Annotated in this window: 11 protein-coding genes; 9 read left to right on the top strand and 2 right to left on the bottom strand. The window is 70.9% G+C overall.

The genetic code is table 11. The features are described 5' to 3' along the window. The first annotated feature begins 43 nt into the window (after positions 1-43). The 5 genes from mtrB to secA all read left to right on the top strand — a co-directional run bounded on the left by mtrB (position 44) and on the right by secA (position 8985). Positions 44-1786, top strand: a complete 1743-nt coding sequence (gene mtrB / locus OQ02_RS33350) for an MtrAB system histidine kinase MtrB (RefSeq protein WP_033442635.1) — start codon at positions 44-46, stop codon at positions 1784-1786. After that, on the top strand, positions 1783-3516 hold the full coding sequence (locus OQ02_RS33345) for an LpqB family beta-propeller domain-containing protein (RefSeq protein WP_033442634.1): 1734 nt from the start codon (positions 1783-1785) through the stop codon (positions 3514-3516). The genes mtrB and OQ02_RS33345 overlap by 4 nt, the downstream gene beginning before the upstream one ends. 91 nt (positions 3517-3607) lie before the next feature. Further along, positions 3608-4228, top strand: coding sequence for a ComF family protein (locus tag OQ02_RS33340; RefSeq protein WP_033442661.1), 621 nt, complete (start codon positions 3608-3610; stop codon positions 4226-4228). A gap of 432 nt (positions 4229-4660) precedes the next feature. After that, complete coding sequence (hpf, locus tag OQ02_RS33335; RefSeq protein WP_033442633.1) at positions 4661-5350, top strand: ribosome hibernation-promoting factor, HPF/YfiA family; 690 nt, start codon at positions 4661-4663, stop codon at positions 5348-5350. Positions 5351-6108: 758 nt separating this feature from the next. After that, positions 6109-8985, top strand: a complete 2877-nt coding sequence (secA, locus tag OQ02_RS33330) for a preprotein translocase subunit SecA (protein ID WP_033442632.1) — start codon at positions 6109-6111, stop codon at positions 8983-8985. A gap of 72 nt (positions 8986-9057) precedes the next feature. On the opposite strand, the gene OQ02_RS33325 is transcribed toward secA, so the two are convergent. Beyond that, positions 9058-9450: an Rv3235 family protein gene (locus OQ02_RS33325; RefSeq protein WP_033442631.1), complete on the bottom strand. Its 393-nt coding sequence runs from the start codon at positions 9448-9450 to the stop codon at positions 9058-9060. 54 nt (positions 9451-9504) lie between these two features. On the opposite strand from OQ02_RS33325, the gene OQ02_RS33320 reads away from it, so the two are divergent. Further along, positions 9505-9918: an HAD-IA family hydrolase gene (locus OQ02_RS33320; RefSeq protein ID WP_033442630.1), complete on the top strand. Its 414-nt coding sequence runs from the start codon at positions 9505-9507 to the stop codon at positions 9916-9918. Positions 9919-10223: 305 nt separating this feature from the next. Here the strand turns inward: OQ02_RS33320 and OQ02_RS33315 are convergent, their stop codons facing one another. Further along, complete coding sequence (locus tag OQ02_RS33315; RefSeq protein WP_033442629.1) at positions 10224-10973, bottom strand: TrmH family RNA methyltransferase; 750 nt, start codon at positions 10971-10973, stop codon at positions 10224-10226. 64 nt (positions 10974-11037) lie between these two features. Between OQ02_RS33315 and OQ02_RS33310 the strand changes: the two genes are divergently transcribed. Genes OQ02_RS33310 through OQ02_RS33300 form a run of 3 tightly spaced genes read left to right on the top strand, consistent with a single transcriptional unit; the run spans position 11038 to position 13590 of the window. Then, positions 11038-11715, top strand: coding sequence for a phosphotransferase (locus OQ02_RS33310; RefSeq protein WP_033442628.1), 678 nt, complete (start codon positions 11038-11040; stop codon positions 11713-11715). Positions 11716-11725: 10 nt separating this feature from the next. Continuing rightward, entirely contained in the window at positions 11726-13102 is a 1377-nt protein-coding gene (locus tag OQ02_RS33305) for a WS/DGAT/MGAT family O-acyltransferase (protein ID WP_033442627.1), read from the top strand. Then, on the top strand, positions 13099-13590 hold the full coding sequence (locus tag OQ02_RS33300; RefSeq protein ID WP_033442626.1) for a DUF6912 family protein: 492 nt from the start codon (positions 13099-13101) through the stop codon (positions 13588-13590). Before OQ02_RS33305 ends, OQ02_RS33300 begins: the two co-directional genes overlap by 4 nt. The last annotated feature ends 44 nt before the right edge of the window (positions 13591-13634 follow it).

Raw genomic sequence — 13634 nt, 5'->3', positions numbered from 1 at the left:
CACCACGCGAGGTCGCGTCGATCGTTCGCGGAGCAGCGGTCAGATGACACCGCGCTGGTTCGACCCCGTCGCGCGCGAAGTGCGCCGCGTGGTCGATCGCGCGCGCCGTCAGGCGATCTCGTTCGGTGAGCTGTGGCGGCGGTCGTTGCAGCTGCGCGTGGTGGTGAGCACGCTCGCGCTCTCGTCCGCCGTGGTGTTCGTGCTGGGCATGGTCCTCCAGGTGCAGATCACCGGCCAGCTGCTCGAGACCAAGATCGAGGCGGCGCTCCGGCAGGCCGAGGCGAGCGCGGCGGCGATCCAGCCGGACCTGGCGGGCCTCAACCCCGGTCCGGACAGCGTGAAGACCCGGTTCACCGCCGCCCTCAACAAGATCAACACTTCCGGTGTCGACCTGGACCCGACCAGCTCCGGCGCGGGCGCGTTCGAACCGGTGCTCTACGACCCCGACCCGGCCGGGGTCGGCTCGGACGGCCTCCCCGTCGCCGTCGGCGAGTACCGCGACGTGCCCGAGGGCCTGGTCAAGATGCTCGAACGGGGCAGCGCCGGCTACCAGATCACCACCGTCGCCCGCGAGACCGGCCCGACCACCCTCCTCGTCGTGGGCAAGCCGGTGAACAGCTCCGCCCGCGCCATGCACCTCTACCTGCTGTTCCCGCTGACCAGCGAGCAGGCCACCGCGGACGTCGTGCAGAGCACCCTCGTCATCGGCGGCCTGGTGCTCCTCCTGCTCCTCGCCCTCATCGCGAACCTCGTCACCCGGCAGGTCGTGCGGCCGGTCCGGCAGGCCGCCGAGATCGCCGAGCGGTTCGCCGACGGCAACCTCGACCAGCGGATGCCCGTGGTCGGCGAGGACGACGTGGCGCGGCTCGCCGAGTCGTACAACGAGATGGCCGCGAGCATCCAGCGGCAGATCCACCAGCTGGAGGAGTTCGGCCAGCTCCAGCGGCGCTTCACCTCCGATGTCTCGCACGAGCTGCGCACGCCGTTGACGACCGTCCGGATGGCCGCCGACGTGCTGCACGCGTCCCGCGAGCAGTTCCCCGGAGGCCTGGCCCGCTCCACGGAGCTGCTGGTGGACGAGCTGGACCGGTTCGAATCGCTGCTCGGCGACCTGCTGGAGATCAGCCGGCTCGACGCGGGCGTCGAGGAGCTGGCCGCCGACCTGGTCGACATCCGCGTGCTGGCCCGTCGCGCGCACGACGCGGTGCGCGCCATCGCCAACAGCAGCGGCACGACGATCGTGTTGGACCTGCCCGACGAGGAGGTCACCGCCGAGCTGGACGCCCGCCGGGTCGAGCGGATTCTGCGGAACCTGCTGGCCAACGCCATCGACCACGGCGAGGGCCTGCCGGTCGAGCTGAAGCTCCGCGGCGACGGCGAGGCGATCGCGGTGACCGTCCGGGACCACGGCGTCGGCCTGCGCCCCGGTGAGGCCGACCTGGTGTTCAACCGGTTCTGGCGCGCCGACCCGTCCCGCAACCGCCGCACCGGCGGCACCGGCCTCGGCCTGTCGATCAGCCTGGAGGACGCCCGGCTGCACGGCGGCTGGCTGGAGGCGTGGGGCGAACGCGGCCACGGCGCCGTGTTCCGGCTGACCCTGCCGTGCAGCCACGGCCACGAGCTGAAGTCCAGCCCGCTCCCGCTGGAACCGCCCGACCTGCCGCCCGTGATCGAGTCGGAGGAAGAGGGCGCGGACCCGGCGGACGAGGTCGTCGAGCTGACCGAGGAGGAGATCACGTGGCAGCCCGCGCAACCGGTCACCGGCGAACGCGAGGAGGTCCGGTGAGGCTCCTCGCACTGCTCCTGGCCGTGGGCGTCGCCTCGGGCTGCGCGGCCATCCCGACCGAGACGTCGCCGATCCCGGTCAACCCGTCGCCGGGCAACGCCAGTGAGGCCGCCGCGCCCAAGCCGGTCGACGACATCGAGCCGTTGACGCTGGTCCGCGAGTTCGTCAACGCCTCGGCCAACCCGGAGGACGACTACGAGGCGGCCAAGGCGTACCTGACGGAGGACGCGAAGAAGTCCTGGAACACCAAGGTCATGCCGACGATCATCGAGACGACCTTCAACACCGTGCCGACGCCGAGCATGACGGCGGACGACAAGCAGCGCATGGTGCTGCTCCAGGGGCGGAACGTCGGCCGGCTCCAGCTGGAGGACAACTCGTTCATCCAGCTCGTCGGAGGTCTGGACACGCCGATCGGGATCGAGCGCAACAGCGAGAACCAGTGGCGCATCTCTAAGCCGCCGGACGGCGTCTACGTGCCGTTGGGCGGGTTCCAGCAGAACTACCGCCGGGTGACGCTGTTCTTCCACAGCCCGGACTTCGGCGTGCTCGTGCCCGACCCGCGGTGGGTCGTCGCCGCGCCGTCGACGGAGATCCCGACCCGCGTGACGGACCTGCTGCTCAAGGGGCCTGCGGTGGGGATGCGCGGCGCGTTGACGACGGCCATCCCGAACGGCGCCGGCCAGCGCCGGAAGACGTCCGAAGCGGACGACGGCGCGCTGGAGGTGGACCTGACGAAAGTCGGCGACATCACGGTGCAGACCGGCAAGCAGATCGTGGCGCAGTTCGTGAAGTCCCTGGCCGGGGTGACGAGCAGCCGGATCAGGGTGCTGGTCGAAGGCCAGCCGATCAACGCCGACCAGCCCGAGTGGCGGCCCGCGGACGTGCAGACCGGTGAGGCGCTGACCATGCCGAAGGCCGATCTGAACGGGCTGCTGGTGGGCAACGGGCGGGTGCAGCAGATGAACGGCGAGCCGCTGCCGGGTCCGGCCGGTGCGGGCGAGTACCAGGTGGTCAGCGCCGCGCAGTCGATGGACGGCAGCGAGCTGGCCGTGGTGAGCCGGATCGCGGAGAACTCCGTGCGGCTGCGGGTCGGCGCGCTGTCCGGGCCGTTGGGCGTGGTGGAACTGCCCGCGGCCACGATGACCAGGCCGACGTGGCTGCTCAGCGGGCGGCAGGGCGAGCCGAGCACCGAGGTGTGGACCGTCGTGGACGGGGTCAACGTGGTGCGCGTGATCAGGACCGAGACCGGGTGGGCGGCGAACGCGGTCAACGCGTCCGAGCTGACCGTGCTGGGCGGCGGCATCACCGAGCTGCGGCTGTCGCGTGACGGCACGCGGGTGGCGGCCGTCGTGGGCGGGAAGCTCGTGGTGGCGGCGGTCGTGCGGGGGCAGGACTCCGCGGTCTCGCTGCGGTCGCCGCGTAACATCCGGTCGGCCGAGCTCGGCGCCGGTGCGCTGTCGCTGGACTGGCTGGCGCAGGACGTCGTCGTGGTGAGCACGTCACTGCCCGCGTGGCCGATCGCCAAGGTCAACATCGACGGGGTGCGGATCGAGCGGTACAGCACGTCGAACCTGACCGTTCCGGTGAACTCGGTGACGGCCGCGCCCGGTCGGAACGTGCTGGCGGTGGACCAGAGCGGCCTGTGGAGCGCGAGCGACGTGGGCGACGTGTGGCGTGCGTCCGCGACCAAGGTGCAGCCGGGCACCCGGGCGTTCTACCCGGGCTGAGGCCGGCGGATCGAGCTTCACCCGATCGTGAACGCCGCACAGCTCCCGGAACGGCCCTGGATTGTCGGGGGTCGCCGGCATCGTCGGGACCATGCTGATCAACCTGCTGTTCCCGCCCCGCTGTCCCGGCTGCGGCACCTGGGGCGTGCGGCTGTGCGCTCGCTGCCTGGCCCTGTTCGGGCATCCGATACGCGTGCCGGGTGCCGGGCCGCCCGTGTACGCGTTGGCGGCGTACGCGGGTGCGGCGCGCGAGCTGGTGCTCGCGTTCAAGGAGCGCGGGCGGCGGGAGCTCGCGGCCGTGTTCGGCGCGCTGATCGCCGCCGCCCTTCCCCGGCTGCCCGGCGTGGGGCCGGACCCGTGGCTCGTGCCGGCGCCCTCCCGCGCGTCCGCCGCCCGTGCCCGCGGCGGTTCCCACGTGCTGAGAATGGCACGTGCGTCCGGCTTTTCCGTGGCGCCGGCACTCGCATTCATGAAAGGCGTTCGTGATTCGGTGAAGCTCGACGCGGCGTCCCGGCAGGCGAATCTGGCGGGCCGCGTCCGGCTCGTTCGCGGTGGCCTACCGCCGCCCGGGGCGAAGCTTGTCCTGCTGGACGACGTGGTCACGACAGGATCGACCGCATCCGCTTGCGTTTCGATGTTGAAAACCGGCGGATACCGGGTAACCGCCGTGCTCACGCTGACAACAGCCCGCCGGGGCCACCCACACGGGTGAAAGATGCCGGGAACCTCCCGGCGCGTTCGCCCGTTGGCCGGATATGACGTCCCCACCAAGGCCGTTCGCCGTAGTCGCTCCAGCGACAGGTGACCGCGCCGAGCTGGGCCGTTCGGGTGAGCGGTCGTCAGCGGGGCGTCTCAGCGTGCGCTCGTCACGCTGGGCTGGTACCGGTTTCTCGTCGCTCTGTGTCACGGCCGGAAATTCTTGGAGTTCCCCCGCCCCGGGGGGTGTCGCGGCGGCGAATACCGGGCTAACGTCCACCGCTATCAGCGTTCCCGGCACGCGGGGAGGAGGCGAACAGCCCATGACCCTGGCGCCGGTGGGGCGCTGAGGGACCACCCTCAGCGACAACGTCCGCGACCATGATCGCGAACCCGGCGCCCAAGCGATCCAAAGCCATTGCTCGCAGCAAAGCGAGGGAGGTCGTGTATGGACATCGTCGTTAAGGGCCGCAATGTCGAGGTGCCCGATCACTATCGGGTTCACGTCGCCGACAAGCTGACGCGGCTTGAGCGTTACGACCGCAAGGTCATCCGCTTTGACGTGGAGCTCTTCCACGAGCCGAACCGCCGGCAGTCCAAGAACTGCCAGCGTGTGGAAATCACCGGCAAGGGACGGGGCCCGGTGATTCGCGCCGAAGCGTGTGCGGGCGACTTCTACGCCGCCCTGGACTCCGCGGTGACGAAGCTCGAGAACCGGTTGCGGCGCTCGCATGACCGCAGGCGCGTGCACCACGGGCGGCGCGGCCCGACGTCGGTCGCCGAGGCGACCAGCGGACTCGCCGACACTCTGCCCCTCGGCCCCGACCACGACGCCCAGACGCAGGGCACGTGGTTCGGCCGGACTGCCGTGCTGGAGGCGGACGAGTCGGAACCCGCGGACGAGGGCATGGCGGAAGTGCCCTCGCAGCGCTGGGACGACGGCATCGAGGACAGCCTGCCCGGCCAGATCGTGCGCGAGAAAGAGCACACTGCCAAGCCGATGACCGTCGACCAGGCTCTCTACGAGATGGAACTGGTCGGCCACGACTTCTACCTGTTCTCCGACGCGGACAGCGGACGTCCGAGCGTCGTCTACCGCCGAAAGGGATTCGACTACGGCGTGATCAGGCTCGCCTGACCACGGTCCCCTCACTTGACCTCGCAGCCCCCGGCGCCCCTCGCGCCGGGGGTTGTGTCTGATTGCCGCTGCTCTGTGTCTGATTGCCGCTGCTCCGCAGGCGGCGGCTCGGTCGCCTGGAAGTCGACCGCTCGCGACCCGTTTTCCGACGATCGAAGAGCATGATCGCCGGAAAACGCGCCGCGAACGATCGACGCGACCTCGCGTGGTGGTTGCCTCGGGGGCCGAGGCAGGGGCCGGGGCAGGGGCGGACCGGGGCCGGGCCGGGGCGGACCGGGGCGGTGGCGGGGCGGGGCGGTGACGGTGCCGGTGCAGGGCGGCGGTGCGCGGCGGCGGTGCTGCGGACCAGGCCGGGGCGGGGTGGCCGAGTGTGCCTGGGTGTGCCCGCCGGTGCGCCGGTGCGGCGGTGCGGCGGTGCGGCGGCGACCACCTCCAGCCCCACCCACCAGGCCCCCACCCACCAGGCCGCACACGCCGCACACGGGCACACCCGGCCGCCCAACCGCCTCGCCGCCGTGGTGGGAGGGTGGTTGGGGCGGTCCTGGTGCCTTCACCAGCGTGGGGGCCAGGGGCGGTCGTCGGGGTGTCGCGGGGGCCGTTACAGGGGGTTCCGCACCCCTTCCTACCTGTGTCTGTGCACACACCTTCACGACTTGCCTACGATGGCAGGTGGTGAAGGCTCGCCATGGCCGTGGTGAGCCCTGTGGAAGGCGCCCGTCCCCCGGGCGCGTCGCGATGAGGTAATGAGGTCGACCCGGATGGTGCTGTCCCGACTGCTCCGCGCTGGCGAGGGCAAGATGCTCAAGCGCCTGCGCAACATCGCAGCGCACATCAACAACCTCGAAGACGACGTCGTCGACCTCTCCGATGCGGAGCTGCGCGCGAAGACGGAGGAGTTCCGTCAGCGCTACGCCGACGGCTGGACCCTCGACGACCTGCTGCCGGAGGCCTTCGCGGTCGTCCGCGAGGGCGCCAAGCGCACCCTCGGCCAGCGGCCGTTCGACGTCCAGCTGATGGGCGGCGCCGCGCTGCACCTCGGTCAGATCGCCGAGATGCGCACCGGTGAGGGCAAGACGCTGACCTCCGTGCTGCCCGCCTACCTGAACGCCATCGCGGGTGAGGGTGTGCACGTCGTCACGACGAACGACTACCTGGCCAAACGTGACGCCGACTGGATGGGCCGCATCCACCGGTTCCTCGGCCTCACCGTCGGCGCGATCCTGGCGGAGATGACGCCCGAGCAGCGCCGCGTCGCCTACAACGCCGACATCACGTACGGCACGAACAACGAGTTCGGCTTCGACTACCTCCGCGACAACATGGCGTGGAGCCGGGACGAGATGGTCCAGCGCGGCCACTTCTTCGGACTGGTCGACGAGGTCGACTCGATCCTCATCGACGAGGCCCGCACGCCGCTGATCATCTCCGGCCCGGCCGACCAGTCGTCGCGCTGGTACGTCGAGTTCGCCCGGCTGGCCACACGGATGCGCAAGGACACCCACTACGAGGTGGACGAGCGCAAGCGCACGATCGGCGTCACCGAGGCGGGCGTGCAGTTCGTCGAGGACCAGCTCGGCATCGACAACCTGTACGACTCGACCAACACGCCTCTGGTGGGCTACTTCCAGAACGCGATCAAGGCGAAGGAACTGTTCACCAAGGACAAGGACTACATCGTCCGCAGCGGTGACGTCATGATCGTCGACGAGTTCACCGGCCGCGTGCTGGCGGGACGCCGCTACAACGAGGGCATGCACCAGGCGATCGAGGCCAAGGAAGGCGTCGAGATCAAGGCGGAGAACCAGACCCTCGCCACGATCACGCTCCAGAACTACTTCCGGCTCTACCAGAAGCTCGGCGGCATGACCGGTACCGCCGAGACCGAGGCTGCCGAGTTCCACCAGACCTACAAGCTCGGCGTGGTGCCGATCCCGACGAACCGCCCGATGCAGCGCAAGGACGAGGCCGACCTGGTCTACAAGACCGAGGAGGCGAAGTTCGAGGCGGTCGCCGAGGACATCGCCGAGCGGCACGAGAAGGGCCAGCCGGTGCTGGTCGGCACGACGAGCGTCGAGCGCTCGGAGTACCTGTCGAAGCTGCTCGTGCGCAAGGGCATCCCGCACGAGGTCCTCAACGCCAAGCACCACGACCGCGAGGCGCTGATCATCGCGAAGGCCGGCCGCAAGGGCGCCGTCACGGTGGCCACCAACATGGCCGGTCGCGGCACGGACATCGTGCTGGGCGGCAACCCGGACATCCTCGCCGACCACGAACTGCGCGAGCGCGGCCTGGACCCGGTGGAGAGCCCGGAGGAGTACGAGGCCGCCTGGGCGAAGCTGATCGAGGAGATCAGCGCCGAGGTCAAGGTCGAGGCCGAGGAGGTCCGCGCGGCCGGCGGCCTGTACGTGCTGGGCACCGAGCGGCACGAGTCGCGGCGGATCGACAACCAGCTGCGCGGTCGTTCCGGCCGTCAGGGCGACCCGGGCGAGTCGCGGTTCTACCTGTCGCTGAAGGACGAGCTGATGCGCCGCTTCAACGCGGCCATGGTCGAGACGGTGATGACCCGGCTGAAGGTGCCGGACGACGTGCCGATCGAGCACAAGATGGTCACCCGGGCCATCCGCAGCGCGCAGACGCAGGTCGAGCAGCAGAACTTCGAGATCCGCAAGAACGTCCTCAAGTACGACGAGGTGATGAACGAGCAGCGCAAGGTGATCTACGCCGAGCGCCACCGCGTGCTCGACGGCGAGGACCTGCGCGAACAGGTCGAGCACATGATCACCAGCGTGGTCGGCGCCTACGTCGACGGCGCGACGTCCGACGGTTACGCCGAGGACTGGGACCTCGACCAGCTGTGGACGGCGCTCAAGACGCTGTACCCGGTCACGCTCGACCCGAAGAAGCTGCTCGAAGAAGAGGACGACGTCACCCGCGAGTCGCTGAGGGCGAAGCTGGAGGCCGACGCCCTGGCCGCGTACGAGGCGCGCGAGGCCGACATCGACGGCCGCGTCGGGCCGGGTGCCATGCGCGAGCTGGAGCGCCGCGTGCTGCTGTCCGTCCTGGACCGCAAGTGGCGCGAGCACCTGTACGAGATGGACTACCTCAAGGAGGGCATCGGCCTGCGGGCGATGGCCCAGCGCGACCCGCTGATCGAGTACCAGCGGGAGGGGTTCGACATGTTCAACGCCATGCTGGAGGCGTTGAAGGAGGAGACGGTCGGCTTCCTGTTCAACCTCCAGGTCGAGGCCGCCGAACCCCAGCCCGCCGCCGAGCCGCCGGTCCAGGTGTCGATCGCCGACGGTGGCCCGCTGGTAGGCAGCCGTGCCCGCGCTCGGGCAGCCGCCGCAGCAGCCGCGCAGCAACAGCAGCAGGCCGAGGCCAACCAGGCACCGGCCGGCCCGGCTCTGGCGCAGCTCCAGAGCGGCAACGCCATCCCGCCGGCGCTGCGCGGGAAGGGTCTGGACGGTCACGGCCGGCAGGGCCTGACCTACTCGGGCCCGTCGGAGTCCGGTGACGCCGAGACCAGTGGCAACGCCGCCCAGCAGGCCGGTGGCGGCCAGTCCGGCACCCGCAAGGAACGCCGCGCCGCTGCCCGCGCCCAGGCCAAGGGCCAGCGCAAGGGCCCGCGCGAGTAACACCGCGATACAGGCGAAGAAGCGGGGTGTCGGTGAAAGCCGGCACCCCGCTTCTTTTTGTCCGGTGGCGAATCAGGGGAGCAGGTGGAATTCGGTGCAGTGCCAGCGCGAGTTCCTGCGTTCCACCCTGGCGGCGAAGGCGCGGACTTTCGTCGGCATGTGCAGCGTTCCGGCCAGTTCCGCCGCATCCGCCGAAACGTGGCACAGGCGGTAGCGGCCCAGGCGGGCGTGCGTCCGGGCGGTGACACCGGTCAGCGTGGTCAGCGCGTCCGGGGCGAAGGTGGCCGACAGCTGCCCCGGTGGTCGACGGCCGTTCAGGGCTTCTATCAGCGGGAACAGGAAGCGTCGCGGGTCAAGCGCCGGGGCGGCGGCCAGGGGCCCGCTGAACGGCGGTGAGGGCTCGGCGGTCGGGTGCCGGTGCTTCGCGGGCCCGGTCGACGACAGCGTGCGCAGCTGAGGTGGCATGCTGAACCGAGGGCGAACAGCCGGGGTTTCGTACCGAGATCACCTGATGGAGGCATGGTGCGGGGACTGGTGCTGGACTTCGGCGGCGTGCTGACCGACCCGGGCGACGACCACACCGCGCTCGAACCGCCCCTGCTCACGGCCACCCGCCAGGCCCGCCACCAGGGCGTTCTCACCGCCGTGCTGTCCAACGCCGACGGTTTGTGGCGGCCACCGGCCGAGTGGTCCTCCCTGTTCGACGTGGTGATCACCTCCGGCGACGTCGGCATCGCCAAGCCCGACCGGCGCATCTACCTCCTCGCCGCCGCGCGCCTCGGCCTCCCGCCGCACGAATGCGTTTTCGTGGACGACCTGCGGGTCAACGTGCGGGGCGCCGCGGCAGCCGGAATGGTCGGTGTGCACCACCAGTCCGTGCAATCCACCCTTGAGGAACTGGAAACACTGCTCCAGGTCCCTCTTCAGAGTTAATTGGTCACCAACGGCGACCGAAGATCCACCCGGGCGGTGAATTGCCGGTCGCTCCGATTCCCCCGTACGTTCTAGGCGTTCACCGGTCACTGCCGAAATGGCAATTGGTGGGCACGAGCCGCGGTTCCGCATCCGACGCGTCACGAGCGGCGTGGGTGTGGGGCATTGAGGGCTGACCGGGACGGGCCCGTGTCGACGGGTACCGCGTTCGGGTGGCTGTGGTGAGCCACTGGTCAGCCGGTTGAGCAGCGCGGGTATCGGAGCGGCCCTCCGGTGCCCGCGCTGCGCCCCACCGGACGCGGTGCTCAGTGGGTGGTCCGCCGGCGCACGACCTCGAAGCACAGCACGGCCGCCGCGCTGGCCACGTTCAGCGACTCGACCCCCGCCGCCATCGGGATGGACAGCCACCCCGTCACGTGCGGTCGCACGTCGTCCGAGATGCCCGCCGACTCGCTGCCCAGCACGAACGCCGCCCGGGCCGGCAGGTCCGCCGAGTACACCGAGTGCCGGGCGCCGGCGTCGAGCGCGAAGATCGGGTAACCGGAGGCGCGCAGCGCGGCGGCAGCCTCGGCCGCGGTCGCGCACCGCAGCACCGGCGCCCGGAACGCCACTCCCGCCGACGCCTTCACCACCAGCGGGTCGATCGACGCCACCCCCCGGCGGGGCACCACGATGCCGTCCATCCCGGCGGCCGTCGCGGTCCGCAGGATCATGCCGACGTTCGCGGGCGTGGTGATGCCGTCCAGCACCAGCACGTTCCGCGGGTTCTCGCGCAGCCCCAGTTCGAGGGGGCGCATCCGGGGCGCGACCACGTCGGCCAGCACGCCCTGGTCCTGCTTCCCGTTCCCCGCCAGCACCTTGACCCGCTGAGCCGTCGCCCGCTGGACCTGGACACCCCGGCGGTTCGCCGCGTCCAGGATCTCGCGGGCGGCCGGACCGCGCGCCGTGTCGGCCAGCATGACCTTGTCGACTTCGAGCCGCGGGTCGTCGAGCGCTTCCAGCACGGGCTTGCGGCCGTACACGGTGACGAACCTGTCCTTGGGTGACACATCCACGTCGGCAAGTGTCCACTACCCGTTTGGGGCTTGCTTTCGCGCTGTCAATCATGATGATCGTCACATGACAACGCGCGACGAGGCGCATCGTCTGCTGGCCAGTGGCCGGGAGGCGGACGTCTACCTGCGTCCCGACGGTCTGCTGGTCAAGCGCAGCCGCGCGGGCCGCGACCTCGGGCCCGAGGCCGAGCTGATGCGGTACCTGCGCCGCCACGGCATACCGGTGCCGAGGGTGGCGGACGCCTCGGAGACGGACCTGGTGATGGAGTACGTCCCCGGTCCGCGCATGTCGCAGGAGCTGGACGCCAAGCCGTGGCGCGCCCGTGCGCTGGGCCGCGAGCTGGCCGAACTGCACCGCAAGCTGGACGCCGTGCCCGCGCCCGACTTCCTGGACGGGCAGAGCCCGAACGGCGGCCTGCTGCACCTCGACCTGCATCCCGGCAACGTGGTGATGGGCCCCGAGGGCGCGGTGGTGGTCGACTGGGCCAGCGCGCGCCGGGGCGACCGGAAGATCGACGTCGCGATGAGCTGGCTGGCGATGGCGGTGGCGCCGTTGCGACCGGTCAAGCGGCTCGCCCGGTCCCGGCTCGTGCGCGGGTTCCTGTCGGGCGTGGACGTGTCGGTGCGGGTCGAGGCGCGTCGGGCCATGGCCGCGGCGGCGGAGATCAGGCTCGCCCGGCACAAGCGCGACGAAGCCGAGGTCAGCGCCGTGCGCAGGCTCGTGCGCGCCTGCACCGACTAGCCTGGACCGCATGCCCGACCGCCTGTCCGCGCTCGACGCCTCGTTCCTGTACCTGGAGGACTCCACGACGCCGATGCACGTCGGTGGGGTGGCGGTGTTCCGCCGGCCGCGCACCCGGTTCGACTACGACCGGCTGGTCGACCTGATCGAGCAGCGGCTGTCGCTGGTGCCCCGGTACCGGCAGAAGGTCGTGCACGTGCCCGGACGGCTGGCCCGGCCGGTGTGGGTGGACGACCCGGACTTCGACGTGACGTACCACGTGCGGCGGTCGGCGTTGCCGAAACCGGGCAGCGACCAGCAGTTGCACGACCTGGTCGCGCGGCTGATGTCCCGGCCGCTCGACCACACCCGGCCGTTGTGGGAGATCTACCTGGTCGAGGGCCTGGCCCGGAACCGGACCGCGGTGATCACCAAGACGCACCAGGCGATGGTGTCGGGGATCGGGGCGCCGGAGATCGGGCAGGTGATCCTGGACGTGTCCGCGACGCCCCGGCCGCCGGTGGAGGCGCTGTGGATGCCGTCGCCGGAGCCGAGCGGGTTGCAGCTGGTGGTGGACGCGGTGGCCGAGGCGGTGCAGCGGCCCGGTGAGATCGTGGAGAACGTCCGGTCGGCGACGATGGACACGGTGGCGACGGTGCGGAAGGTCGCCGGGGTGTTCGGCGGCTTGGCGTCCGCGGTGCGCACCGCCGCCACGCCCGCACCCGGCAGCCCGTTGAACGTGCGGATCTCGCCGCAGCGGCGGTTCGCGGTGGCGCGCACCCGGTTGGACGAGTTCCGGGAGATCCGGCGCGTGCACGGCGGCACGGTGAACGACGGCGTGCTGGCGGCGTTGTCGGGCGCGTTGCGGAACTGGTTGCTGTCGCGCGGCGAGGTCGTGACGGCGGGGACCACGATCCGGGCCATGGCGCCGATGTCCGTGCGCAACGACGAGGCGCAGGTGTCGGCGTACCTGGTCGACCTGCCGGTGGGGGAGCCGAACCCGGTCGTGCGGCTGCACCACGTGTCGCACGCGACGCGCGCCCACCAGGAGTCGGGGCAGTCGGTGGCGGCCCAGACGTTGGTGCGGTTCTCGGGCTTCGCGCCGCCGACGTTGCACGCGTTGGGCGCGCGGGCGGCGTCGTCGTTCTCGCGGCGGTTGTTCAACGTCGTGGTGACGAACGTGCCGGGGCCGCAGGTGCCGCTGTACGCGGCGGGGGCGAAGATGATCGAGATGTTCCCGGTTGTGCCGTTGGCGAAAAACCAGGCGTTGTCGATCGGCGTGACGTCTTATGACGGTGGCGTGTACTTCGGCCTGAACGCGGACCGCGACGCCATGTCCGACGTGGACGTGTTGGCGGCGATGGTCGAGGAGTCGGTGGAGGAACTGATGGGAACGGTGTCCACATGAGGGTTTACCTCCCGGCGACCGTCGCGATGTTGCGCGACTTGGTGGACACGGGCGAGTTCGTGCCGGTGGGCGGGACGGGGTTCGCCCTGACGCCCGCGTTGCGCGAGTCCTACGCGACCGGTGACACGGAAGAGCTGGAGTACTCGGCGATGCTCGACGCGGCTCGCGGTTCGCTGCGGCTGATCGCGGGCGACGAGAAGGCGGTGCCGCGGCGGGCGGTGGTGTCGGTGGACGTGCCGGACGCGAAGTTGCGGCCGGACCTGGACTTCTCGGTGGTGAAGCTGTCCGGGCCGGTGCCGATGAAGCTGGTGGCCGCGATCCACCTGGACACGTCGGAGGCCGAGGACGACGTGCGCGCGGCCGCGGACGTGATCGACGCGGCGGACCTGGGCGACCCGGACGCGGAGTTCGCGTTGGGCGGTGCCGAGGACCACGAGCTGGCCTGGTACGCGGCGCAGGAGCTGCCGTTCCTGCTGGAGCTGATGTAGCCGACCGTTCGCGGACTTCGAGCGCAGTCGTCGTTACATACCGG

This window comes from Saccharothrix sp. NRRL B-16314 (assembly GCF_000716595.1).
Taxonomy (GTDB): Bacteria; Actinomycetota; Actinomycetes; order Mycobacteriales; family Pseudonocardiaceae; genus Actinosynnema.
Note: the sequence above shows the minus strand (reverse complement) of the source record. Positions and strands in the feature narration are given on the sequence as shown.

Excerpts from the sequence above, each read along its gene's own strand:
- mtrB (WP_033442635.1), top strand. The coding sequence starts at position 44 with ATGACACCGCGCTGGTTCGACCCCGTCGCGCGCGAAGTGCGCCGCGTG.
- OQ02_RS33340 (WP_033442661.1), top strand. The coding sequence starts at position 3,608 with ATGCTGATCAACCTGCTGTTCCCGCCCCGCTGTCCCGGCTGCGGCACC.
- hpf (WP_033442633.1), top strand. The coding sequence starts at position 4,661 with ATGGACATCGTCGTTAAGGGCCGCAATGTCGAGGTGCCCGATCACTAT.
- secA (WP_033442632.1), top strand. The coding sequence starts at position 6,109 with ATGGTGCTGTCCCGACTGCTCCGCGCTGGCGAGGGCAAGATGCTCAAG.
- OQ02_RS33325 (WP_033442631.1), bottom strand. The coding sequence starts at position 9,450 with ATGCCACCTCAGCTGCGCACGCTGTCGTCGACCGGGCCCGCGAAGCAC.
- OQ02_RS33320 (WP_033442630.1), top strand. The coding sequence starts at position 9,505 with ATGGTGCGGGGACTGGTGCTGGACTTCGGCGGCGTGCTGACCGACCCG.
- OQ02_RS33310 (WP_033442628.1), top strand. The coding sequence starts at position 11,038 with ATGACAACGCGCGACGAGGCGCATCGTCTGCTGGCCAGTGGCCGGGAG.
- OQ02_RS33305 (WP_033442627.1), top strand. The coding sequence starts at position 11,726 with ATGCCCGACCGCCTGTCCGCGCTCGACGCCTCGTTCCTGTACCTGGAG.
- OQ02_RS33300 (WP_033442626.1), top strand. The coding sequence starts at position 13,099 with ATGAGGGTTTACCTCCCGGCGACCGTCGCGATGTTGCGCGACTTGGTG.